Origin of the sequence: Pontixanthobacter rizhaonensis (assembly GCF_012972675.1) — a bacterium.
Taxonomy (GTDB): domain Bacteria; phylum Pseudomonadota; class Alphaproteobacteria; order Sphingomonadales; family Sphingomonadaceae; genus Pontixanthobacter; species Pontixanthobacter rizhaonensis.
Genome location: NZ_JABCRE010000002.1, coordinates 243443 through 267732 on the forward strand (window position 1 = coordinate 243443; position 24290 = coordinate 267732).

19 protein-coding genes are annotated in these 24290 nt (G+C 57.4%); 6 read left to right on the plus strand and 13 right to left on the minus strand.

What is annotated here, in order from left to right; genetic code table 11:
* The first annotated feature begins 177 nt into the window (after positions 1–177).
* The 5 genes from HKD42_RS01050 to tilS all read left to right on the plus strand — a co-directional run bounded on the left by HKD42_RS01050 (position 178) and on the right by tilS (position 5783).
* A complete protein-coding gene (locus HKD42_RS01050) occupies positions 178–333 on the plus strand; it encodes a YdcH family protein (RefSeq protein WP_170009480.1) in 156 nt (51 codons plus the stop codon).
* A 94-nt stretch (positions 334–427) separates the two neighbouring features.
* The gene (ptsP, locus tag HKD42_RS01055) at positions 428–2698 is read left to right on the plus strand and encodes a phosphoenolpyruvate--protein phosphotransferase (protein WP_170009482.1); all 2271 of its coding nucleotides are present in this window, start codon (positions 428–430) and stop codon (positions 2696–2698) included.
* Between the two features lie 140 nt (positions 2699–2838).
* Entirely contained in the window at positions 2839–3690 is an 852-nt protein-coding gene (locus tag HKD42_RS01060; protein WP_170009484.1) for a helix-turn-helix domain-containing protein, read from the plus strand.
* Positions 3691–3862: 172 nt separating this feature from the next.
* Positions 3863–4810 carry a tetratricopeptide repeat protein gene (locus HKD42_RS01065; RefSeq protein ID WP_246236622.1) on the plus strand — a complete coding sequence of 316 codons (948 nt, stop codon included), beginning with the start codon at positions 3863–3865 and terminating at the stop codon, positions 4808–4810.
* Positions 4767–5783, plus strand: a complete 1017-nt coding sequence (tilS, locus tag HKD42_RS01070; RefSeq protein WP_170009486.1) for a tRNA lysidine(34) synthetase TilS — start codon at positions 4767–4769, stop codon at positions 5781–5783. The genes HKD42_RS01065 and tilS overlap by 44 nt, the downstream gene beginning before the upstream one ends.
* On the opposite strand, the gene HKD42_RS01075 is transcribed toward tilS, so the two are convergent.
* The 9 genes from HKD42_RS01075 to rimO form a co-directional block, all read right to left on the minus strand.
* On the minus strand, positions 5780–6556 hold the full coding sequence (locus HKD42_RS01075; RefSeq protein WP_170009488.1) for a L,D-transpeptidase family protein: 777 nt from the start codon (positions 6554–6556) through the stop codon (positions 5780–5782). The genes tilS and HKD42_RS01075 overlap by 4 nt on opposite strands.
* A 98-nt stretch (positions 6557–6654) precedes the next feature.
* Positions 6655–9432, minus strand: a complete 2778-nt coding sequence (locus HKD42_RS01080) for a phosphoenolpyruvate carboxylase (RefSeq protein ID WP_170009490.1) — start codon at positions 9430–9432, stop codon at positions 6655–6657.
* Positions 9429–10022: a bifunctional 4-hydroxy-2-oxoglutarate aldolase/2-dehydro-3-deoxy-phosphogluconate aldolase gene (eda, locus tag HKD42_RS01085; protein ID WP_170011997.1), complete on the minus strand. Its 594-nt coding sequence runs from the start codon at positions 10020–10022 to the stop codon at positions 9429–9431. Before eda ends, HKD42_RS01080 begins: the two co-directional genes overlap by 4 nt.
* 20 nt (positions 10023–10042) lie before the next feature.
* Positions 10043–11026, minus strand: a complete 984-nt coding sequence (gene glk, locus HKD42_RS01090; RefSeq protein ID WP_170009492.1) for a glucokinase — start codon at positions 11024–11026, stop codon at positions 10043–10045.
* Positions 11023–12834: a phosphogluconate dehydratase gene (edd, locus tag HKD42_RS01095; RefSeq protein WP_170009494.1), complete on the minus strand. Its 1812-nt coding sequence runs from the start codon at positions 12832–12834 to the stop codon at positions 11023–11025. Before edd ends, glk begins: the two co-directional genes overlap by 4 nt.
* Positions 12827–14266, minus strand: coding sequence for a glucose-6-phosphate dehydrogenase (gene zwf / locus HKD42_RS01100; RefSeq protein WP_170009496.1), 1440 nt, complete (start codon positions 14264–14266; stop codon positions 12827–12829). The genes edd and zwf overlap by 8 nt, the downstream gene beginning before the upstream one ends.
* A 129-nt stretch (positions 14267–14395) precedes the next feature.
* Positions 14396–15211 (minus strand): transglutaminase-like domain-containing protein, encoded by an 816-nt coding sequence (locus HKD42_RS01105; protein ID WP_170009498.1) that lies wholly within the window; start codon positions 15209–15211, stop codon positions 14396–14398.
* Entirely contained in the window at positions 15212–18133 is a 2922-nt protein-coding gene (locus tag HKD42_RS13255; RefSeq protein WP_246236633.1) for a class I SAM-dependent DNA methyltransferase, read from the minus strand.
* A 293-nt stretch (positions 18134–18426) separates the two neighbouring features.
* A complete protein-coding gene (rimO, locus tag HKD42_RS01115; protein ID WP_170009500.1) occupies positions 18427–19812 on the minus strand; it encodes a 30S ribosomal protein S12 methylthiotransferase RimO in 1386 nt (461 codons plus the stop codon).
* A gap of 92 nt (positions 19813–19904) precedes the next feature.
* On the opposite strand from rimO, the gene HKD42_RS01120 reads away from it, so the two are divergent.
* On the plus strand, positions 19905–20318 hold the full coding sequence (locus tag HKD42_RS01120; RefSeq protein ID WP_170009502.1) for a DUF1761 domain-containing protein: 414 nt from the start codon (positions 19905–19907) through the stop codon (positions 20316–20318).
* 30 nt (positions 20319–20348) lie between these two features.
* Here HKD42_RS01120 and HKD42_RS01125 read toward each other — a convergent pair whose 3' ends face one another.
* Genes HKD42_RS01125 through serS form a run of 4 tightly spaced genes read right to left on the minus strand, consistent with a single transcriptional unit; the run spans position 20349 to position 24276 of the window.
* A complete protein-coding gene (locus tag HKD42_RS01125) occupies positions 20349–21449 on the minus strand; it encodes a potassium channel family protein (RefSeq protein WP_425500356.1) in 1101 nt (366 codons plus the stop codon).
* A 6-nt stretch (positions 21450–21455) separates the two neighbouring features.
* Entirely contained in the window at positions 21456–22241 is a 786-nt protein-coding gene (locus HKD42_RS01130) for a M23 family metallopeptidase (protein WP_170009504.1), read from the minus strand.
* Positions 22238–22996 (minus strand): 5'/3'-nucleotidase SurE, encoded by a 759-nt coding sequence (surE, locus tag HKD42_RS01135; protein WP_170009506.1) that lies wholly within the window; start codon positions 22994–22996, stop codon positions 22238–22240. The genes HKD42_RS01130 and surE overlap by 4 nt, the downstream gene beginning before the upstream one ends.
* Positions 22996–24276, minus strand: a complete 1281-nt coding sequence (gene serS, locus HKD42_RS01140) for a serine--tRNA ligase (protein WP_170009508.1) — start codon at positions 24274–24276, stop codon at positions 22996–22998. The genes surE and serS overlap by 1 nt, the downstream gene beginning before the upstream one ends.
* Positions 24277–24290: the final 14 nt, after the last annotated feature.

Genomic DNA, 24290 nt, shown 5'->3' on the forward strand with positions numbered 1-24290 from the left:
TATCACAAACGATCCGCGCAACTCGTCGCGTGGATCTGGTAAACCAACGCTTACGGGTTAATTCGCTCTTCGCAAGTGCCGCTGAATATGTTTCTATGCATTTCAGCGGCGCGTCCGCCGGGACGAGTCGCTGACCCTTTCATCAAGAGAGGGTGTCAGACCTAAAAGGAGAGCCATATGGAATCGTCCCACATCAGCGCCCTGGAAACCAAACATGCCGGTATCGAAGCCCAGCTTCGCGAAGAACAGAACCGGCCCGCGCCTGATACTGCGACTATCCAAGCTCTGAAAAAGAAAAAGCTCCGAATTAAAGAGGAATTATCGGCTCACTAAACCAGCCGTTTCCGCATCGCTGCACGATGAAGTTATCGTATGCGGGGCCCTAAGAGGCATTAACAAGCCATCCTACATAGTGTAATCGGCTGCCATGACCGCCGCTGCATCCGCTCGCCAGATTTTGACGCAATTGCATGAGATTATGGCATCGCGCACCCATGCGCAGGGCAAACTTGATCGGGTGGTCGATATTATTGCCGAAAGCCTCGATAGCGAAGTGGTCTCGATCTATCTCTTGCGGGAGGGGATGCTGGAACTGTTCGCCACGCATGGCTTGAACAAAAGCGCGGTCCACGTGACCCGAATGGCGATTGGCGAAGGGCTAACCGGCACTATCGCGGAAAACGTCAAAACGCTGAACCTTGCCGAGGCAAAGGCGCATCCAGACTTTCAATACCGGCCCGAAACGGGGGAGGAGAAATTCCATTCCTTCGCCGGGGTTCCGATTGTGTACCGGGAGCGTCCCGTTGGGGTCGTGTGTGTTCAGCATGTTGAGCCGCGGCGCTATGAAGAAGTTGAGATTGAAGCGCTTCAGACGACCGCGATGGTGCTGTCCGAACTCATTTCCAACAATGAATTGATTGATGAGGAAGAGGCGCTGGGGCTGGCGCCGGAAGCCACCGGGCCGTTGACGCTATCGGGCCTGTCCTTGGTGAAAGGGCTCGCCAGCGGATATGCCGTTTATCACCAGCCGCGTGTTACCATTGATCAGGTGATGGCGGATGACATCGAAGTCGAACGGCAGCGGGTTTACCGTGCTTTCGACAAGATGCGCGAACAGATCGACACGATGGCCAGCAATGCTGAATTCGGCAAGGGCGGGGAGCATGAGGAGGTCCTCGAGACCTACAAAATGTTCGCGTATGATGAAGGCTGGGGCCGCCGCATTAATGAGGCGATCGATTCCGGGCTGACTGCCGAAGCCGCTATTGAACGGGTCCAGCAGCGCACCCGGATGCGGATGCGTGAAATTGATGACCCCTTGCTGGCGGACCGGATGCATGATCTGGAAGATCTGGCTAACCGGCTGCTGCGGATTGTATCGGGCCAATTGGGCACAGCGGCGACACAGGGTCTGCGCCGCGATGCCATTTTGATCGCCAAGAACCTCGGCCCGGCAGAGTTGCTGGAATATGACCGGCGCCGTCTCAAAGGTGTGATCCTTGAGGAAGGGTCGCTTACTGCCCACGTGGTGATCGTTGCGCGTGCAATGGGTATTCCCGTTTTGGGCCAGACGCGCGGATTGCGCGGTCTGGTCCGTGAAGGGGATGAAATTCTTCTCGATGCTGACGAATCGACAGCCACCGTCAGGCCGGCGCAATCAGTGGCGGATGCATTCGACACCCGTTTCGCGAAAACCAAAGAACGCCAAGCGGCCTATGCAGAGCTGCGCGATGTAGAGCCGTTTACCCGCTGCGGCACGCGCATTCAGGTGATGATGAATGCCGGTCTGCGTGATGATATCACCAACCTGAATCTGGTTGGCGCCGACGGGATCGGTCTGTTCCGGACGGAATTCCAATTTCTGGTTTCCGCGACACTGCCGCAGCGGGAACGGCAATTGCGATTGTACCGGGATGTGCTGGATGCCGCTGGTAAGCGGCCGGTTATTTTCCGTACAGTGGACATTGGCGGTGATAAGGCCGTTCCGTATCTGCGTTCAGAGCAATCAGAGAGCGACGAAAACCCGGCGATGGGGTGGCGGGCCTTGCGCTTGGCACTTGAACGGGATGGCTTGATGAAAGTCCAAGCCCGCGCCCTGATCGAAGCGGCAGCAGGCCGGTCATTGAATGTGATGTTCCCGATGGTGTCAGAACCTTGGGAATTTGATGCGGCCAAAGCGGTGTTTGAACAGCAGCTTGCCTATTTGAAGAAACAGAAGAAAGATCTGCCGGAAAGCATCCAATATGGCGCTATGTTGGAAGTGCCTGCCCTGGCCGAGGTCCTTGATCTGCTTATTCCCCGTGTCTCATTCCTGTCGATTGGCACGAATGACCTCACTCAGTTTCTATTTGCCGCTGATCGCGCCAATCCCAAGCTGGCGGAACGGTACGATTGGCTCAGCCCGGCTATTTTGCGCTTCCTTAAGCGGATATCGCAGGCGGCCGTCGGCCAGCCTGTGGATCTGGGCATTTGCGGGGAGATGGGCGGCCGCAAATTGGAAGCGCTGGCCTTGCTCGGCCTTGGCTATCGCCGCTTATCGATCACTCCCGTTTCGGTCGGACCGATCAAGGAACTGGTGCGGCAAGTCGATCTGGCTGAAATCACCAAAGCCATGAATGATTGGCTCGCATCACCGCCAGCGGATTTACGGGCGGAAATGAAACGCTGGGTCGAAGAGCGCGGTATCAACGCCGATTAACGCTTGCCCGAACCAACCGGTCCGCCGTGGGGCTCGGATGAGCGAGATTTTACATTTGCATCAGTTTACAAGCTTGACAGTTAGGCCGTTGACCTATTGTTTCGAAAAAAAAGAAATGGCCGGGTGGCAAGGGATTATAAATGAGCGACGAAGCAGAGCTTCCAGAGACCGAGCTACCGTTGGATGGTGCTGGCGGGCGATTGAGACAGGCGCGTGAAGCCGCCAGCATGACAATCGAACAGGTTGCGGCGAAAACGCGGATTCCGCAACGTCATCTGATATCGATTGAAGCCAATGATTTTACGGCTCTGCCATCGCGAACATATGCGATTGGCTTCTCGCGAACATATGCGCGGTCTGTCGATGTTAATGACCAAGAGATTGCCGACCAAGTGCGGGCTCATTTGGCCGAAGCAGGCGATGATTATGAGGAGCAGCGTAGCGTCACTTTTGAGCCTGGTGATCCGGCGCGGGTACCATCGCGGGGTCTGGCATGGTTTAGCGCCTTTGCGGCATTGCTGTTGATCGTGGGCGGCCTGGCATTCTTCCGCGGGTACTTCATACCGGGATCAGGCCCTGCATCGCTCATCAGCGGAGAACAGGCGGCCGCCGATGAACCATCAGATACTGTCGAGGGTGCGAGCGCCCCGGCGCCAGCAGCTCCTTCTGGCCAAGTGGTTTTCACCTCCCTGCAAGACGGCGTGTGGGTTAAATTCTACGACGCTGAAGGCGAGCGGTTGATGGAAAAGCAGATGGAGGAAGGCGAAACATATGCGGTGCCAACTGATGCTGCCGGGCCGCAGGTTTGGACAGGCCAGCCAGAAGCGTTGGCGATCTCCATCGGCGGGCAGTCTATCGGTACATTGTCGGATGAAAGCCAAATTGTTCGCGATGTGGATGTGACAGCGGATGCTTTGTTGGCGGCACAGGAAGAATCAGCATTGGCTGCGCAGGACGAACCAGCCGATCCCGAAGAGAACCCGTCGGAGTAGGAAATCAGCCCGCATCTCCACGGATTTGGTGGTTCTGGCCCTCGACAAAATAGCTGCCATTGGGCAGGAATTGTGAATGATCACGGCTGTTCAGCCTGTGTTTGACGTCATGCCGTCATTATAGACGGTGTGAGCCGGTAATCCGGCGCAAAAAGTTGGAGCGTGGAAGACCATGAGTAATCGTTTGAGCCGTATCGTAATCAGCGGCCTCGCCATCTTCGCAGTTGCGGGTACGGCAATGCCGCTATCAGCACAAAGTAGTGGTGACGAAGCGCGTCTGCGTAAGCTTGAATCAGAAGTCCGGGCCTTGCAACGGACTGTTTTCCCGGGCGGTGATGGCCGGTATTTTGAACCGCAAATCACCGGCACACCAAGCGCTGGCGGAGTGAACACATCCCCGTCTACAACAGCTGTCACCGATATTCTGATCCGGCTGGATGCCATGGAAGCGCAGATTGCGGCGCTGACTTCGCAGACCGAAGAAAACAGCAACGCCATTCTGCAATTGACCAACCGTTTGGTCGCGCTGGAGACAACCCCCGGTGCTGGTGTGGCAGGTGCGGGTGGCGCTGTTTCAGCGGGCACGCCGACGGACATATCGAGCCCGACCGGTACCGGCACAGCAACAACAGCCAGCTCAACCCCGGTGCCTGCGACCTCGACAGTGGCCACCGGCCCCACGGCAGAACGGTTGGCTGCGGTACAACAGATTGCGAAACCGCAAACTGATGACGCTGCGGATGATGAATATTCCTATGGCTACCGGTTGTGGAATGCGGGTTTCTATCCAGAGGCACAGCAGCAACTGACCATGTTTGTAGAGAAATATCCGACCCACTGGCGCGCCACCTATGGCCGCAATCTTTTGGGCCGTGCCTATCTGGATGATGGCAAGGCGCAGGAAGCAGCGCCTTGGTTCCTGAAAAATTACTCTACCGGTAAAACTGATGCGCGGGCGCCAGATAGCTTGCTGTATTTGGGTGAAGCCATGATTGCGCTCAATGATACCAGCCGGGCGTGTATCGCATTGGCTGAATTTGGCGATGAGTATCCCGCTTTGGCCTCGGGCCGGTTGGGTGACCAGTATCAGCGCAATCTCGATAAGGTCGATTGCAATTGATAGGCCGCTCGATCCTCTGCTGATCGATCCTGTACTGACGGGCCGCTTTCGGGCTGACACCGATCAGCTATGGGCACAGGATGAACGTCTGGGGCTCGCCATATCTGGCGGTCCTGACAGTATGGCTTTGCTTGCATTATGCCATGCGATCCGGCCCGGCAGCATAGAAGCCGTTACCGTCGATCATGGTTTGCGGGCAGAAAGCGCTGCCGAAGCGGAGCAGGTGGCCCGTATATGCGCCGATTTGGGCGTTCCGCACCAGATACTCCGCATCACAGTTGCAGAAGGCAATGTGCAGCAAGAGGCGCGACTTGCCCGCTATGCCGCGATGGAGGATTGGCTGAAACGGCAGGAAATTGGCTGTCTGGCAACCGCCCATCATGCCGATGATCAGGCCGAAACCTTTTTGATGCGGCTTGGCCGTGGCAGCGGGGTTGCCGGTCTTGCCGGGGTGCGCAAAGACAGCGTCGTACCTGGCGGAACGCAGCGGCTTATCAGACCATTACTGAACTGGCGGAAAGCTGAGCTGGTGCAAGTGACGGATGGGGCGGGGCTTGGCTATGTCACGGACCCTAGCAATGCAGACTTATCCTTTGACCGTGTTCGGATGCGTCAACAATTGGCCGAAACACAGTGGCTGGACCCACAGGCGATTTCGGCCAGTGCCGCCCATTTGGCAGAGGCCGACGCAGCCATCGAATGGATGGCGGAACAGGAATGGTCCGGGCGTGTCCGGCGTATCGGGCAGCGCCATATCTACCGGCCCTTCGCCCCGCCGATTGTGCAAATGCGGATTGCAGCACGGCTACTGAAAGCGATCACCGGCAAGCAACCGCGCGGATCGGTTGTGGCAGATTTGGTCACCCGCTTAAGCGCAGGGGAATCCGGTAATGCCGGAGGCGTTCTGGTGACTATCGTCGGTGACGCTTGGCGGTTCGAGAAAGAACCGCGCCGCCGGACGCAGGAACCTTAAAGGATCTGATCACCCATCCCGATGCGTTTACCGCGGGTGATGATGACCTTGTCACCTTTTTTGACCAACGCGAACAGCTTAGCCGCGAATGGATCAGGCGTGCCGATACAGCCGTGACTTGCGAAGCCATTCTCCACTTCCGATGCGTGGATCGAAATACCATCCCATGTCAGACGCAGCGTATATGGCATCGGGACGTTGTAGATGCTGGAAATATTATCCTTCTTCTTTTGAAGGATGGGGAACACGCCAAGCGGGGTCGGGTGTTCTTGCGTTCCAAGCAAAACGGCTGTTGCACCGATTTCATAACCGCCCTGAAAGACTGACAAAACGCGGGCATCAAGATCAACCGTCATAACGATTGGGCCGGGGGGAACACCCTCATCATCCCAGTGCCACTCACCATATTTGATCGGTCCGTCGATCGGCAGTACCCGCTTAATAACGAAATCCTCGTCTTTTTTCTTCGCAGCGGGCTCAGGCTGAATTTGCGTGTCACCAGCTGTGCTGCCGTCCGATGTCATATCGGCGGTTTGCAAACTGGCTTCTGAAGTGCTTTCCCCGTCGGCGGGCATCATTTCCGCATCAGCTGGCGCGCCGTTGATGGCGGCTTCGCTAACCGGAATTGCATTTTCCAGCGAGGGTGCTGCTTCAGCAAACTCCACTGCCTCAGCGCTATCGCTTTCGGCCATAGTGCTGGCCAAAGTCGCTCCGCCAAAGACGAGTACTAATGCGGCTGTTGCGCCGCCAATCCATTTTATCATCGGGCTCATCCGTGGGTAGATGCCGCAAAAACGTTAAAAATGCGAGTCTCTGGATTGCACCCGTCCCACGGCGATACAGCTATTTACAGCCAGCTTAACGTCACCGTCTAGCCATGAGCGCCAAATTCGTTCGCGATAGCGGTCCCGATCCTGAGGCTGAGATCATAAGAGCGTTCCAGTGGATCAATGTAATCACGCTGTATCACGCGGTACCCTTCGCCATCCCCGTCAGGATAATCGCTTGGTTCATCGACCGCGAAATCCTCCAGTCCGGGGAAGCTTGTGGGATAGGCGCGGCGCAGCTGGGCAAGCGCATCGTCGATCCGTAATGTGAAGACCATTTCCAGCACATCGTCGCGGCTGATGTCATTGGCGCGGCTAAAGGTCGGGATCGACACGGCCTTGATAAACATATGCTGCAACAGGGTGAGGCGCAAAGCCTGCAATGCGCCGATGGACCGGCGAACTGTTTCGCGTTCTGGATGTGGTTCCTCATCCGGGATGAGTTCCAGCAGGCGGTGCAGTTTCAAAGCGTCCACCCGCAATCTGGATGCGAGGCGGCGGAAAACACCGGTGCGGTCATCCTTGGTCAGATATTCGGCGAGGGTTTCGCACGCGTCGGATAGATGGCTTTCGGTGCCGCGATAGGGGCGGCTGGCCCAATAGGCGGAATTGAAAAGCTCCCCAAACGCAGCCACTGTTTTAATGCTGGCCAGCGCGTTGGATGCACGGACCAGACGGACCAATTGTTTGCCGCGTTCGCTATCATTGAGCAGCGCTGCAATGTCTTCATAATTGCCGTCCGCGGCGCTGCCGACACCGGAAATGATGTTGATCGGATAGCCCAATTGTTGAAGCACTGCGTTGTGCGGAATGGCGCGAATTTGGCGCAAATTCATGTCGCGATCTGCGCTGAGATCGGACTGGCGGCGCGAGACCCGGCTACCGGTGTTGTTTAGCAAGCCCAGGCCAAACGCGGTCAAAGCCCGGCTATATGTCGCGCTTTCCAAGTGATCGCGCTGGTGCGATCTGACCGCGCGGTAGAAATCGAGGCTGAGGTCGGTCCGCCGGTAAAATGGATCGGTTGGCGCATCTGCGCTGTTTGATGATGGCTGCAAGGTTGCAATTCGGGTAAGCGTTGCCAGTGCCAATTCCGGTGTGGCGAAATGCAAATAGCCATCGCCGCCTTGAAAGCTCACTTCCGGTTCCAGCCGGATACCAGCGCGCACAAACCGCCGGCGAGCCCACGGGCTTAGCGGCCATTCAAGCCGGTCTTTAAAGCCGCCCGGATGCGCGCCGCGGCCCATGCTTTCGCCGTGGGTGTTAAAGATCAGCGCGGCGACATCAGTCAGGCCATTGTCGCGCATTGCATCAGCCATGCGGCCCTGCAAACGCTCAATCGCCAGGCTTGCCGGTATCTGGCCGACAAACCGGCCAGCATCGGAAAAGCCCGTTTGAATGGCAACACGGCCGCGGCTGCGGGCATAGGTTTGATAGGTGGGTTCAGCCAGCAAAGCGTCGAGGAAACGGCCGCCATGCTCCAGCGCGCTTTCCGTCTCGAACAGGGGTGAAACGTCGACCTTGTCTTCAATGCCGAACAGTTTGGAGAAATACAGCGCTGCCAAAATGGTGGAGGGCTGTTCGCATTCCGCAATCAGCATCCGGATCGGCGCATCACCATCAATGTGATGAATGATCTGCGCCATCGCCAGAAATTGGCGAATGGCGGTGCTGCTTTCGATCGCCAATGCGGCAAAGTTGGATCGCAAGGGCTGCACAGTTTCCAGCAGATCACGCAAAGTCGCCATTGCGCCTTTGCTGCTGAGATCGAGCGTGTTTTCCGGATCGATCCGGCGGCGGATGGCGTTGTGCAACTGGCTGGAATTGACGCGGAAATGGATCCAGCTCATCCCCAAACCATCTGCCCGCATCGACGCTGCCAGCGTTTTAAGGGCAATTGCCCGATCTTTATCAGCACCAATTGCTTCCGCTTCGAGCAATTCGATCACCGGTGTGAGCGACAGCATCTTATGCGGATGATCTTCTGTCAGAGTATTCGCTGCCGCGGACAAAGCCGCCGGTTCAGACAAATCTGTGCGGAAATCAGCCGCCCGGTCCTGCGAATATGTGGTCGCATTGCGCAGCGTTTCCAGCAAAGGATGGCCATCATCAATGGCTTGCAGTGCGGCGACATAGCGTTCCAGACGCTGTGCCTTTTCAGCAAGGCGGAAACCGATGGAATCGAACCATTTGATATCGGTCCGGCCATCCATATCGTAGCCGACCCAGCTGGCGAACCGGAAGGGTAGGGGGCTCGCTTCGGTCCATTCGGTTGGCCAAGCAGAGTGCGCTTGATCCAGCGCTTGCGCCACGATCTGGTCCCGCGCGTCTTGGGCATTGGCAATGGCGAACATCGCCTGCTCATGCTCGTAGCGCAAAGTGATGGCGGGCCGCTGTGACACCGGGGTGCACGTATCATCGGTAATCTCTGCATCGCTGCTGGCGGCATTGGCCACAGCGGCGGATTGATCCGGGGTCAGCAGGAATGTGGGGTGCGCGGTAAATACGGCGTGGAGGCTGGGGTTTTCCCATTGCGCTCGGAAGGCCGCGAAATCGTCAGCGGCGCAATAGCGGGCAAGAATATCTGTGTTGGCGGTTTGGCTCACCGGCGCAATATTACTGCGCAGCCGCGATGCGCGTGTTTTGAGTGAATGACATTCAAGCTCGCTGATCATGCCTTCAATATCGTCGAGCGATAATTCACCCGCTTCCAATTGGCGGGATAGATCAAGCGACAGTTGGAAAACCGGATTGAACAGCGGCGTTTCCTGCGTCTGTTGGTGCAGTTCGCGCAGCCGTTTTGTCAGTTCAGCAACGGTTTTCATGCGCGCAGCCCCATCGCTTCACGCGCCATTGCCTCCACTGCTTTTTGGTCTGGCGCACCTTTGGGCGCAACCCAGCTTCCGCCGACGCACAGCACCGGATCAAAGGAGAGCCATTCTGCAGCATTCGATGCGCTGATCCCGCCGGTCGGGCAGAAACGGCATTGACCAAATGGCGCAGCCAACGCTTTCAGCGCCGGAAGACCGCCCGCAGCCATTGCCGGGAAGAATTTGAAATGGGTCAGGCCCAAATCGAGGCCAAGCATAATATCGCCAGCATTGGCAGTGCCTGGCAGGAACGGCACATTATGCCGGATCGCTGCTTGGCCCAATGATGTGGTGAGGCCGGGCGAGACGATGAATTCGCTGCCTGCATCCAAGGCATCTTCCAGCTCGTCTTGATTGGTTACTGTACCCGCGCCGACAACAGCCCCTTTGACCTGTTTCATCGCGCGGATCGCGTCGAGCGCAGCGGGCGTGCGCAAGGTAACTTCCAATGCCCGCAATCCGCCGGCCACCAATGCTTCTGCAAGGGGAACCGCATGATCAATGTCTTCAATGACAATTACGGGAACGACCGGCGCAAGCCGCATGATGGTTTCGATATTGTTGCTCACTGCGTGTCTCCAAGATGTTCTGATGCGAAGGCCGCAGCGGCGCCAAACAGGCCGGGCTGCGGATGGACAATAAGTTTGACGGGCATCGCCGCCATAAGTTCTGCGAAACGCCCTTTGGCGCGGAACCGTTCTGCGAAACCAGAAGCGGTTAAAGTGTCACGGATACGGTAACCCAAACCACCTGCAATCACGACGCCTTTTGCGCCGTGGGCAAGAGCCATGTCACCCGCCACACTGCCGAGTGAAAGGCAGAACCGGTCGACTGCGGCAGCGGCGAGGCTGTCCGATCCGTCTTGGCCTCTGGTCCAGATGGCGATGTCATCTTCATCGGCGAAGGTTTTACCCTCCATCGAAGCAAGCGTTTGATAAATGTCGGAGATGGCTGGGCCGGCAACAACACGTTCCACCGATACGCGATTGTGCCGCTTGCGCAGACGCGCCAAAATCGCATCTTCGATACTATCAAGCGGCGCGAAATCGATGTGTCCGCCTTCGGTGGCCGAGACACGGTAGGTACCGCTTGCTTCGCGGTAGAGATGGGCCACGCCCAAACCGGTTCCGGGGCCAAGAACTGTCAAACGACCGGTTGAAGGCAGCGGTGTTTCCGGCCCCGTCAAATGGATAAATTCATCGTTTCGGGCACGGGCCACCGCATGGGCGACGGCTTCAAAATCATTCACAATGGTGAAGTGATCGACGTCCAATTTCTCTTGGATCATGGCGGGCCGGATAAGCCAAGGGTTGTTGGTAAAACGGATCACGTCACCACCAACGGGACCGGCAATGGCCATGCTCACCGCACGCGGCAGTGTCCCGCCTTGGCGTTCGCGGAAATCTTCCCATGCGGTTTCGAAGCTCGCATGATCGCTGGTGTGCAACGTCTCGGGCTCACCCATTGTGATGGACCCGTCATCGGCAATCACCGCGATCGTAAATCGCGCATGAGTACCGCCAATATCAACCGAAACAAGCTGGGTCATAATCCCGCCATCGCCAGCATTGCTGACCCGCCTTGCTCTGCCCCGTCGGCATTGGTGCGGAACATCGTGAACAGTTCCCTGCCAAAACCGGTATCACCTGCGGGATCCGCGACCGCGTCCCGGGTGGAAAGATCTGCCGTGGTGCTAAGCGCACCGGTTTTGGCGCAGAGTTTGACCATGTCACCATCGCGTAACTTGGCCAGCGGGCCGCCGCCAAGCGCTTCGGGTGTGCAATGGATGGCCGCCGGTACTTTGCCGCTGGCGCCCGACATCCGCCCATCGGTGACAAGCGCCACCTTGTATCCGCGTTCCTGCAATACGGCGAGGGGCGGGGTGAGCGAGTGGAGTTCCGGCATACCGTTGGCGCGCGGACCCTGATGCCGCACCACAACCACAACATCGCAGTCAAGTTCACCGGCCTTAAACGCGGCAGTGACATCAGCCTGATGTTCAAACACGCGGCAGGGAGCCTCCACCGTATAACGGTCTTCTGAAACGGCGCTTGTCTTGAAGGTGGCCCGGCCCAGATTGCCTTCAACCAGCCGCATACCGCCGTCTTTTTGGAAGGGGTCGCTGGCGGGGCGCAGCATGGTGTCATCGCCGCTTGGGCCAACATCGCGCCAAGTCAGTGTTTCCCCATCCAGCCCGGGTTCTTCACCGTAACGCGACAGATCACTATCCCCGACGGTCATAACATCTTGGTGGGCAAGGCCCGCATCCAGCAATTCGCGAATGACATAACCCATTCCGCCCGCAGTATGGAAATGGTTCACATCGCCTGACCCGTTGGGATAGACACTGGCCAGCAGCGGCACGACCGATGACAGGTCCGACAAATCGGTCCAATCCAATTGCACCCCTGCGGCGCGCGCCATTGCCGGAATGTGGATGGCGTGATTGGTCGATCCGCCGGTTGCCAGCAGGCCGACCGCAGCGTTGATAATCGCCTTTTCATCAACGCAGTGGCCAATCGGGCGGTAATCATCCCCGCCAATGCCAATCTCTGCAACGCGGTGCACCGCTGCACGGTCAAGCGCTTGACGCAGCTGGGTGCCCGGCTGCACAAAAGCGCTACCCGGAATATGCAGCCCCATCATTTCCATCATCATCTGGTTGGAATTGGCAGTGCCGTAAAAGGTGCAGGTGCCGGGCGAGTGATAGCTGCCCAGCTCGCTTTCCAGCAATTGGGCGCGGGTTGCTTTGCCCTCTGCGTATAGCTGGCGAGTGGCTTGCTTTTGCTTGTTAGAGATACCGCTGGGCATCGGGCCGCTGGGCACGAAAATCGCGGGCAAGTGGCCGAACCGCAATGCGCCGATCAGCAGGCCGGGTACGATCTTGTCGCAAATTCCCAGCATCAATGCGCCGTCATACATCGCATGGCTGAGCGCGACGCCAGTGCTGAGCGCGATCACATCACGGCTGAACAGTGACAGTTCCATTCCGCTTTCGCCCTGCGTAACGCCGTCGCACATGGCAGGCGTTGCCCCTGCTACTTGAGCCGTTGCGCCGATTTCGCGGGCGTAGATTTTCAGCCGTTCGGGATAGCGGCCATAGGGCTGATGCGCGGACAGCATATCATTATACGCGCTGACGATCCCGATATTGGGGCCGCGCTGCGCCATCAGGGCTTTCTGGTCTTCCAACGCGCCGGCATACGCATGGGCAAGGTTGGAACAGGATACTTGATTGCGATCTGGCTGATTGTCAGCCTCACGCTGGATCAGATCGAGATAGCGCCCGCGGCTACCCTTCGATTTTTCAATCACCCGCTGGGTCACGCGGTGAAGAGTATCGTTCAAACTACTCATTCCAGCTTACTCCGTCACGTTCGGCCAGCGCAATGGCGGCGCTGGGCCCCCAACTGCCCGATGTATAGGTTTTCGGGGTGAGGCCAGACTGTTCCCAACCGGCGCGAATGGCATCGATCCATTCCCACTGGGCCTCAACTTCGTCGCGCCGGACAAACAATGTCTGGTCGCCTTCGATCAAGTCCAGCAACAGCCGTTCATACGCGATCCGGCGGTGCTGCCCGACAAAGGCATCGGGCATGGCGATATCCAGCGGAACAGAACGGAGGCGGATACCCTCGGCCCCCAAACCCGGTACTTTCGCCATCAGATTGAGCGAGATATTCTCTTCCGGCTGAATGCCGATCACCAGCCGGTTCGGCTCCATCTTCGCGCCTTTGCCTTCAAAGATGGAATGCGGCACGCGGCGGAACTGGACCACAATTTCTGTCCGACGCTGGGGCAGACGTTTGCCGGTGCGCAGGTAGAACGGCACGCCTTTCCACCGCCAATTATCGACATGGGCTTTGATCGCGACATAGGTTTCTGTGTTTGACGGTTTGCCCAGCTCATCATCATAACCGGGCACAGCTTCGCCGCCGATGGCACCGGCGCGATATTGGCCGGTGACAGTCTCTCCATCGGATACGGGGCGCAAAGACCGCAGCACTTTGACCTTTTCATCGCGCACAGCGGTCGCATCGAAATTACCCGGCGGTTCCATCGCCACCAGAGCGAGCAATTGCAGCATATGGTTCTGCACCATGTCGCGGATTGCGCCGCTGCCATCGTAATATTCCGCCCGGCTTTCCAGCCCGACAGTTTCGGCCACGGTGATTTGGACATGGTCGATATGCGCCGCATTCCACAGCGGTTCAAACATGATATTCCCGAACCGCAAAGCGAGCAGGTTCTGGACCGTTTCCTTGCCCAGATAATGGTCGATCCGGTAAATCCGGTCTTCGGAAAAGGCGCTGGCCACAGCGTCATTGATCGCGCAGCTGGTTTCCAGATCGGTACCCAGCGGTTTTTCCAAACCGATCCGGACGATTTCCCCGTCCAGCCCGGCATGGTGCAGCCCCTTGATCGTCGGCTCAAACAGGCTGGGCGCAGTGGACAGGAAAATCGCCAGGCCCCGCTCTGTCGGGCCGACCGCTTTGGCTAGATCGGTAAACCCGTCCAGCGTGGTGGCATCAAGCGCTTGATAGGAAAGCCGATTGAGAAAATCCGCCATCCCGCCGCGCCGATCCGCGGGCATATATTTTTCCAGCGCCTCCCGCGCAAAATTGCGGAACTCCGCATCGCTCATCTCGCTGCGGGCGGTGGCGATAATTTTGAGATCGGGCGCGATCAGTTCGTCCGCATGAAGCGCGCAGAGAGAGGGCAACAGCATACGCTGGGCAAGGTCGCCAGTGGCCCCGAATAATAGCAAGCGGTCTGCGGTAAAACTCATGCGCGTCTATTCTCCCAAAAAAACGGCTTGCAGCCACCTAGCAAGCCCGCGCGCTGCACGCACCCCGCAATGGATAAATAGCAATCGTATTCATGCGCCCTCATAGTGCGGGCGGGGCAAGCAGGGCGGTTACACGCGCTGCACATCCACCGCGCTGGACTGGAAATCGCTGGGCCCGAAACTGGTCAGGAAGCTGACATCGGCAGCATCGCGGCCCACCCCGATCACTGCAATATCCCGCGCCGTGGCCATGCCCGTGGCATCAACCAAATGCCACGCGCCGCAGCCCCCCTCCGCGCCGCTGCTATCGGCCAGATACACTTCGGCCACCGCGTGAAAGTCTTGCGGTGTTACAGCGGGGCCATAACAACTGACATAGCGCGCCGGAATGGCGCTGGCCCGGGCCAGCATGACCAGCACATGGGCATAATCGCGGCACACTCCGGCGCGGTCGATAAAGCTGTCCGCACCCGTGGTTTCCGGCCCGCTGGCACCGGGGGTGTACGTGAAATGTTCCGCAATCCAGCGGCGGATCGCATCAATCCGGATGCCGCCCTGTTCGGGCGCGGCGCTGTCCGGAAATTCCTCGTCAACATAGCCGCCGAACCGCCCGGCGGGGCAATAGCGGCTGTCGAACAGATATTTCACCGCATCTTCGGGCAAAGCATGAGGCGGCACGGCGGATAGGCGATCCCACACCGGCGCAGGCCGGGTAATCTCCACCTGCGCTGTATGCGATGCGGTTACCGGGCCATCAGCCCGCAGCCACACCCGCTCCCCAATTCCGTCCTCCGCATTCAAACGCGAGACACCAGTCAGGCTGGAAAACTCAGTCGCCGCCGAGATAATCCGCTGCCCGGCATACTCCGCCACCTCAAATTGCAGCAAGCAATCGGTCGGCGCGGCAGTGCTAAACGCAAAAGTGGAGGTGATGGAGAGGGGCAATCAGGCCTTGTCCTTCTTCGCTGTCTTGCGCGCCACGCGTTTGTTCTTGGCCGCGCCTTTGGTGGCGAGCGGGTTGACCAACGCCTCGTACCGGCCAAACAAATGTTCCACCCGGTCGCGGTCGCTATCAAACGGGGCAGAGCGGTATAGCTTGTCCACCGCCAGATCGAGCGCGCGATGCGCCTTGCGCAAATCGGCGGGCATCGTGTCGGGATCATACAGATCGGCAAGGCTGGAGGTTGGGTGGTTCTCCCGCGCATCAAGCACGGCTTGGGCGAGCTTCTCGATTTTTGTGCGCTGTTTGTCGGAAGCGTCTGGCCACGGGAATGTGTTGTAGACCAGCCCGATGGAGTAACGGAAATCGTTCTTTAGGCGTCCACCGATATGGCTAAGCCATGCCATATGGGTGCGACTGGTTAGTATGGCGAATTGGGCAAGGGTTGCATCGATCAAAACCAGTGCTGCGTCGCTTGGGATTGTGGGCGGTTTGACCCAGCCAAAAGGAACATAATCGCGGCGTTCTGAGCTAACGCGGGGGAGAAGCATGAAAGGCCGTTTTGGCAAAACATTTATATGATACCGGGTAGGGGTTAGCGCTAAGTCCTGAGTTGGTTTGCTTTTGCTGTTCTCTCTCAGTTGGCGAACTGCATTAACACGCTCAAGAACGCTAGGCATTGCCCTAAGGGCGGACGGCTCAATGTCATGCAGGGCAAGGATCTTTCGGGTATAGCCATTTATGAATTCGTGAGCGCCAACATAGGGTCTTCCGTACTTCTTAGCTCTAGGTTCCGATTCACAAAAAGTAGCCCATTCGTCTTCTTTGAAGATAAAATTTCCACCATCAATTGGCTTCGACCCTATAATAAGCCGGCTCTCCGCCGATAGCGGTGCTTTGGCTTCTGCTATTACCAAGTGCCGGTCTTTCGCTCCTTTCGCATCAAAAAGATACGCCGTCAGCGCGCCATGTGTGCTTTCGACCGGATCGGTTTTGATATCGGGGTAGCTGAAAAGCCGTTTTTCTTTGGGTTCAAAATCGCGATGCGTAAGCCCGATAATCACCACATGGACATGGGCCTTGCCCTTGGCTTCGCTGAACCAGTTGAAAGTGCGGTGGGCGAAGGCAATTTCCAGCTTATACCGGTCAAACAATAGCGGCCATAATTGCGCCACCTGTTCGCCCTGCGTAATCGAATTGGTTGAAACAAATGCAATTTTGATGCGGTGGTTCCCTGTCCCCCTACCGCTTGCGGGAGGGGTTAGGGGTGGGGCGCGGTCCGCAGGATCGCGCTGTGCGTCGGCTGTGGTTTGCCCACCCCCAGCCCCTCCCGCAAGCGGGAGGGGAGAAGTGTTGCCATTTAGATATTGGCCCGCCTTCAGGAACCATGCCGCGACATAGTCCAGCGTCCCGCCAGAACCGCCGAGATTGGCAATAGAGCGCACTTGAGCGCGTTGTTCCTTGCTTTGGTATTTTGCGCCAATAAACGGCGGATTGCCGATAATGTAATGGCATTTGGTCGCGGGCAGAACATCGTTCCAATCCAATTCCAACGCATCTGCATGGCGAATATGCGCGCCCTCTGTCAGCGGGATACGGGCATAATTCAGGCGGAATGCTTCGTTGATTTCATTATTGGCAATATGGTCCGCCATCCACATGGCAACCTCTGCAATCATCGCGGGGAATTCTTCATATTCAATGCCGTAAAACTGGTTCACGGTGATCCGCGTCATCAATTCGGCATCTATCCGCTGATCGCCGTACAGCTCTTGCAAGCATTCCAGTTCCAGCCGCCGTATTTCGCGATAGGTGACCACCAGAAAGTTACCGCAGCCGCAGGCCGGATCAAGAAACGTCATGCGCGATAGACGCGCCTGAAATTCCAGCAGGGTTTTTTCCTTGGCAGTCCGGCGGACTTTTAATTCTTCCAGTTCCAGCCGAAGTTCATCCAGAAATAGCGGGCCGATAACTTTCAGGATGTTTTCTTCGGATGTGTAATGCGCGCCCTTCGCGCGGCGCTGCTTCGCATCCATCACGGATTGGAACAGGCTGCCGAAAATGGCGGGGCTGACCGCTGACCAATCATGGCGGCAGGCATCCAGCAAATCTTCGCGCAATTTTGCATCGAAAATGGGTGTGCGCAGGTTTTCGCTGAACAGCTCGCCATTGATATAGGGGAATTGCGCCAGTTCGCCCGACAGGTTGGATTGCCGCTTATCCTCCGGCGTATCCAGCACTTCAAACAGTTCGTTAATCACCCGCCCGACATTGCTGCCGTCAATCATGGTGTCATTATCAATCAGCTGTAGGAAAATATCCTTCGGCTGGAAAATGCCGGTATCATCGGCAAACATACAGAATAGCAGCCGCACCAAAAACCGTTCCAGATCGTGGCCGGTATAGCCATTGTCATGCAGCGCATCATGCACGCGGCCCATCAATTCTGCCGCTTTGATCGTGACTGCTTCCTGCCGTTCAAAATTGACGCGGCGGCCCAGCATGAAATCAAATGCGGTGATGTGTTTGTGCAGATCGGGGAGAGTGAAGGTGAGCTCGGTATTCTCCTCCAGATCAAGCAAGCGCCAGTTCTGGAAATCGCAGGTCAGGATATAGCGCGGCTGTTCGGTCGCATGAATTCCGTCGAGATAGTCGAGCGCTTGGCCCTGTGCGCGGTCCAGATCCAAGCTGCCGCTTTTCTGTTCAACCAGCAGAGTGCCGGGCCAAAACAGATCAATAAAGCCGTGCTTTTTCTTCAGCAGATTGACGCGTTTTTCGTAAATCGCGGTTTGGCGGCGGGAAATGCCAAAGATATTGAAGAATTCATTGTAGAATGTTTGCGTTTCGGCGCGTTCACGCGTTTCGCCCGCCCAGTCTTCGCTGAATTTCTTGGCGCGCCGCCCGATTTCATCCCATCCTAATCTCATAGGTTTGGTATCACGTTAGTGTGATGAATTGGCAAGCGATTTACTGATCTTGATACCAGCCCGCGCGCGGGGCGCGGTCGGGTTTTCCTACATCACCGGTATTTGGTACCGGTGGCGGCGCTCTTTCATACTGTTGATCCCCCTATGCTGCGCCTCATCTGCGTGTTTTGCGCGCGCACAGTGTCAACTTCGCATATTTGCTACAAGTCGTTCAATAATAACGGAAACCTGTGCAAATGCGCGCCTGACACAGTGTCAACTTTGTCAACTTCGGGCGGTGTGCCGTGTGATTTTTACACCGGCACCGCATACAGATCATGCGCGTCGGCATCTTCCACGGTTACGGTCACAAAATCGCCCGCGGCAAGTGCCTCGGGCACGTTGCGCAGGAAGACATTGCCGTCAATTTCCGGCGCGTCGGCCTGGCTGCGCGCGGTGGCTCCGATGTCGCCATCTTCGTCCGGCTCGCCCACTTCATCCACGATAACAGGGATGGTGGTGCCGATCTTGGCTTCCAATTTGGCGGCGCTGATGCGGGCGGTGACCTCCATCAATTTGGCGTAGCGTTCTTCTTTGATCTCCTCCGGCACGGGATCGGGCAGGGCATTGGCCCGCGCGCCTTCGACCGGTTCAAAGCGGAAGGCACCGACGCGGTCGAGCTGGGCTTCTTCCAGCCAATTGACGAGGTACTGGAAATCTTCCTCTGTCTCGCCCGGGAAGCCGACCACAAAGCTGCTGCGGATGGCGATATCGGGGCAGATATCGCGCCAGTTTTTGAGGCGTTCCAGCACCTTTGCCTCGTTAGCCGGGCGGCGCATGGATTTGAGAACCTTGGGGCTGGCGTGCTGGAAGGGAATGTCCAGATACGGGGTCAGCAGCCCCTCTGCCATCAGCGGGATCACGCTATCGACATGGGGGTAGGGGTAGACATAGTGCAGCCGGGTCCACGGGGTGTCCCCCTCCGGCGTTTTGAGCTCGCCCAGCTCGCGCGCAAGGTCGGTCATATGGGCGCGGACTTCGCGGCCCTTCCACTGGCGCGGATCATGCCGGGTGTCGACGCCGTAGGCAGAGGTGTCCTGGCTGATGACAAGCAGTTCTTTGGTGCCGGCCGCGACCAGTTTTTCTGCCTCTCGCAGAACGGCATCAATCCGGCGGCTGGCCAGCTTGCCGCGCAGGTCGGGGATGATGCAGAAGGCGCAGGAATGGTTGCAGCCCTCGGAAATTTTGAGGTAGCTGTAATGGCGCGGGGTGAGCTTGATATCCGGCTGGGGTATGAGGTCTACAAACGGCCCTTGCGACGGCGGGGCATGGGTATGAACGGCATCGACGACCTGTTCATATTGATGCGCACCCGTAACGGCGAGGACTTGGGGATGGGCGGCGCGGATCGCCTCCGCCTCGTCACCCATGCAGCCGGTCACGATAACGCGGCCATTTTCGGCAATGGCTTCTCCGATCGCGGCGAGGCTCTCTTCCTTGGCGCTATCGAGGAAGCCGCAGGTGTTGACCAGCACCACATCCGCCCCGGCATAATCGGGGGACATGGCGTAGCCATCTGCCCGCAGCCGGGTGAGGATACGTTCGGAATCGACCAGGGCTTTGGGGCAGCCAAGGCTGACCATGCCGACCTTCTTGGCGTCTGGCAGTGTCTGCGGGGGAGTGTGTGATGCTGTGCTCATGATTGAGGGGCGCTCTACACGCGAAGCCCGGTTTGCGCTATAGTAAGCGTACCGGGTCGCAAAACCGGCTTTATCCTGGGAGGGGAAACAGCATGTTTGAGGTAAATTGGCTGGCGATTGTGCTGGCGGCGATATGCGGCTTTATCGTGGGCGGCATTTGGTATGGCCCGGTAATGGGCAAGAAATGGATGGGCGCGGTCGGCCTGACAGAGGAACAGATTAAAGAAGGTAATATGGGCCTGATTTATGGCGGGGCGTTTGCGTTCTCGCTGCTGGGCAGTTGGACATTGGCGCATACCTTCGCCAGCTATGCCGCGTTGGGGGCTGATTTGTCAGTTCTGGCGAAAGTGATGACCGCGTTTGGTGTGGCGATAGGGTTTATTATCCCGGCGCTTGGAACCGCTTATTTGTTCTCGCAAAAGGGCAAGGCACTGTTCTTTATCGACGCCGGATATTGGATATTGTTCTATATCGCGATGGGGCTGGTCCACGCATATTTGCCGTAAAGCTTAGGGGGCATGATGGAAGATTGCGGTTCAGTGGCGGCCATTATGGCCGTCCCCGCGGTCCTCTCCGCTTTCAGTAGGGACAATCTCGACCACGATGTCGCCAGTTTGCAGATTCTGGCATTCATCTTCCCAGAAGCCGAGAATCCGTCCCCCGCGATAAACCCGCAATCCGCGGCCGCCAGTGCGCAGTTCCGCGATCGAGCAGCCGCATTCTTCGGCGGTAATTTCCCGCTCAACCAATTGAACGCGCCCAGTGACGGAGGCTAGATCAGCCAAATAGTCGGCAATATGCGCGCCCTTTGCTGAACCAGCGAGAAGCAAGCCAGTAAAGCGGACCGGATTGATGACAATGTTGGCACCCGCCTGCCGGGCCAATATTTCGTTATCATCGGCGCGGACGACAACGCTGATCGGTAAGTCTGGTGCCAAATGACGTACGGTTAGGACGATCAGGATTGATGTATCATCGCGTCCAGCGGAAACGAGAACGTTCTTGGCTTCGGTAACGCGTACCGCATTGAGCGTTTCATCACGCGTGGCGTCTCCTGCCATCACGTTACAGCCAAGTTTCTCGGCTTCTGCGAGACGGTCTTCGCTGGGGTCGATGACAACGATATTGTGCGGGTCAGTGCCGCGCTCAATCAGCTCTCCGACAGATTCCGAACCGGATACGCCATACCCCAGTACGATCACGTGGCCCGATAGTTTTTCCTGAATACGCGCCATGCGAAACTTCTCCCAGCTGCGCTTGATGATGAAATTATAGGCTGTGCCCACGAAAATGAAAAAGACAGCAAACCTGATCGGGGTGACAATAACAGCCTCCACCATTCGGGCCCTGTCGGTCACCGGGGCAATATCGCCAAAGCCAGTTGTCGTGACAGAAATCATGGTGAAATACACCACATCGAGGAAACTCACCTCGCCATCGACGCTATCCACCAGCCCGCCGCGGTCAAACCAGTGGATCGCAATCACGATCCAAATCAGCAATAGGGCAAGCCCGATCCGGATCCCCAAATCACCCCAAACGGGTAACCGTGTTGCGCGTCGCAGGGGGCGGAACTTTGGACCGCGCATCCGCCGTTTGCCGCCGGTATCCCCAATCCTATCTATCGGTTTATCCATGAATGTTTATCGTTGGGGCAGCTTGCTCGCCGGGTCAACGCGCTTGTTGTTCTTCATAATTTCAAAATGCACTTCCGGACGTGTCGCAATACCGGCTTCACCGGCTGTTCCAATGCGCTCACCAGTCTTGACGACATCGCCAAGTTTCACGGTTATCCGGTCAAGATGGCCGTAGCGCGTGCGCCAGCCATTCCCGTGATCGACGACCACTAGGCGGCCAAACCGCTTGGGTTCTTTATCGGCGAAAACGACTGTGCCCGATGCCGATGCGCGAACCATGTCGCCAAGATTAGCCTGGAAATCCAGACCATCATGCCCGCCGCCATCTTCGCGCAGAGAATAGCCGAGCATCACTTTGCCATCATGCGGCCAACGGAAATATGGCTCTGTGCGTGCGGGTTGGGGGTTAGTGACCGCCTTCATAACAGCTGGAATGATAAGCCGTTTGCCAGTTATCATTGTGTATGGCTCGGACAGGCCGTTTGCGATGGCTATATTTTGGAAAGGCACACCGTAACGCTGGGCTATGCCGAAGCCGGTATCGCCTTCTTTGACGATATGTACCCTCTGCCGCGGGATTTGCAGTGTCTGCCCGACACGCACGTTGTAGGGTTCCACCAGACCGTTGGCTGCGGCGATGACCGCTGCCGGCACATTCGCGCGGCTGGCGATCCCGCCCAGCGTTTCACCTTCTTCGACCGTGTGTTCTGTTTCGGTCGCTGGATTACCGGCAGCCAGCAATAGGGGGATTGCTGCCAACAGAGCTACCTTCTTCAGGCCAAATCGCATCATGTTTCATACCTCTCCGCCAAAGCGCCAATGGAGGCATAGTGGGTGAGATCCAGTTGCAGCGGAGTCACCGAAACGAAGCCTTCATCTATCGCTTCCAAATCTGTCCCGTGATCGAGCGTATGCTCAATCGCATGCAGCCCAAACCAGTAATAGGGCAGACCGCGCGGGTCCTTCCCTTCGACTACCGAGCCGCGCGAGTAGTCATGGAAACCTTGCCTGACTGCGCGAATCCCTGCAACTTTTGAGGCGGGAAGTGGTGGAAAGTTTACATTTACCAATGTGCGAGAGGGCAAGGGTGCTTTCAGCAGTGGCCCAATCGCCCGCACGCCCCACTCACGGGTCGCCGCAAACTGTTCATGGTCTGCATTGCGATCATATACTTGGCTCAGCGCAATCGACCGGACACCCGCCAATGCGCCTTCGATGGCGGCAGACACTGTGCCTGAATAGGTGATGTCATCCCCCAGATTGGCGCCGCGATTAACACCGGACAGGATTACATCGGGCGGGCTGTCCAGCACTTTACGCAAGGCCAGCGTGACGGAGTCTGTCGGTGTTCCGGTGACTGAGAAGCGTTTTGGCCCGTGCTTATGTAGCCTTACAGGTGCGTTAAGTGACAGCGAATGCCCGGCCCCGGATTGTTCTTCATGCGGGGCGCACACCCAGACATCGTCGCTAAACTCGGCTGCGATAGCTTCCAGCACTTCGAGGCCCGGCGCGAAGATACCATCATCATTGGTCAGCAATATCCGCATCAGTGGACCGGCTTTAGCGTTTCAACGCCGGCCATATAGGGTTTCAAAACCTCTGGCACAGAGACGCTGCCATCGGCCTTCTGGTAGTTTTCCATGATCGCCACCAATGTTCGGCCTACTGCAAGGCCAGATCCGTTGAGAGTGTGGGGATAGACGGTCTTCTTCTCGCCTTCTGGCTTGAAACGGGTGTTCATCCGCCGGGCCTGAAAATCACCTGTGTTGGAGCAAGAGCTAATCTCACGATAGGCGCCTTGGCCGGGGAGCCACACTTCCAGATCGTAGGTCTTTCGGGCACCAAAGCCGATGTCCCCGCTGCATAGCAGGACCTTACGATAGGGCAGCTCCAAAGCTTCCAGAATTTCTTCGGCGCAGCGGGTCATGCGCTCATGCTCGGCCTCGCTTTCCTCCGCGCGAACGATGCTGACCAATTCACATTTTTCAAATTGGTGCTGCCGGATAAAGCCGCGTGTATCCTTGCCAGCGGACCCGGCTTCGCTGCGGAAGCATTGCGTGAGAGCGGTGAGGCGCATCGGAAATACGTCTTCGGCCAGGATCTGGTCTTGCACCGATGCCGTCAGGCTGACCTCCGCAGTGGGTATCAGCCAGCGGCCATCAGTCGTCTGGAATGAATCCTCTGAAAACTTTGGCAGCTTGTCGGTGCCGTACATCGCTTCATCCCGGACCAGAATGGGCGGGGCGCATTCGGTGTAGCCATTGGCGCCAATCTGATGATTGAGCATGAATTGCCCCAGCGCGCGGTGCATCCGGGCCATGTCGCCGCGCAGGAAGGTAAATCGCGCACCGGATAGTTTTGCGCCTGTTTCAAAGTCCATGCCGAGGGCAGGGCCGATATCGGCGTGCTCTTGCGGATCGAAATCGAATGACGGTTTCTCACCCCATGTCGACAATTCGACATTGGCCTCTTCGTCTTCGCCGTCAGGCACATCAATGGCGACCAGATTGGGCAGCCGGGCCATAAAGTCTGTAAGTTCATTACCAAGCCGGCGGTCTTCCTCTTCCAGCTCCGGCATCCGCGTTTTGAGTTCGGCAACTTCTGCCTTTAACGCTTCGGCCCTGGCGGTGTCGCCTTGGCCCATCGCTTGCCCGATGGCTTTGGATGCACCATTCCGCCTAGATTGTGCTTCCTGAATGGCGGTTGCAGCAGCTCTGCGTGCTTCGTCCAGCTCGATAATTTTGGCGGCTACAGGCTCTATGCCGCGCCGTGTGATGGAGGCGTCGAAAGCTTCGGGATTTTCGCGGATAAATCGAATGTCATGCATGGTTATGCGCTATG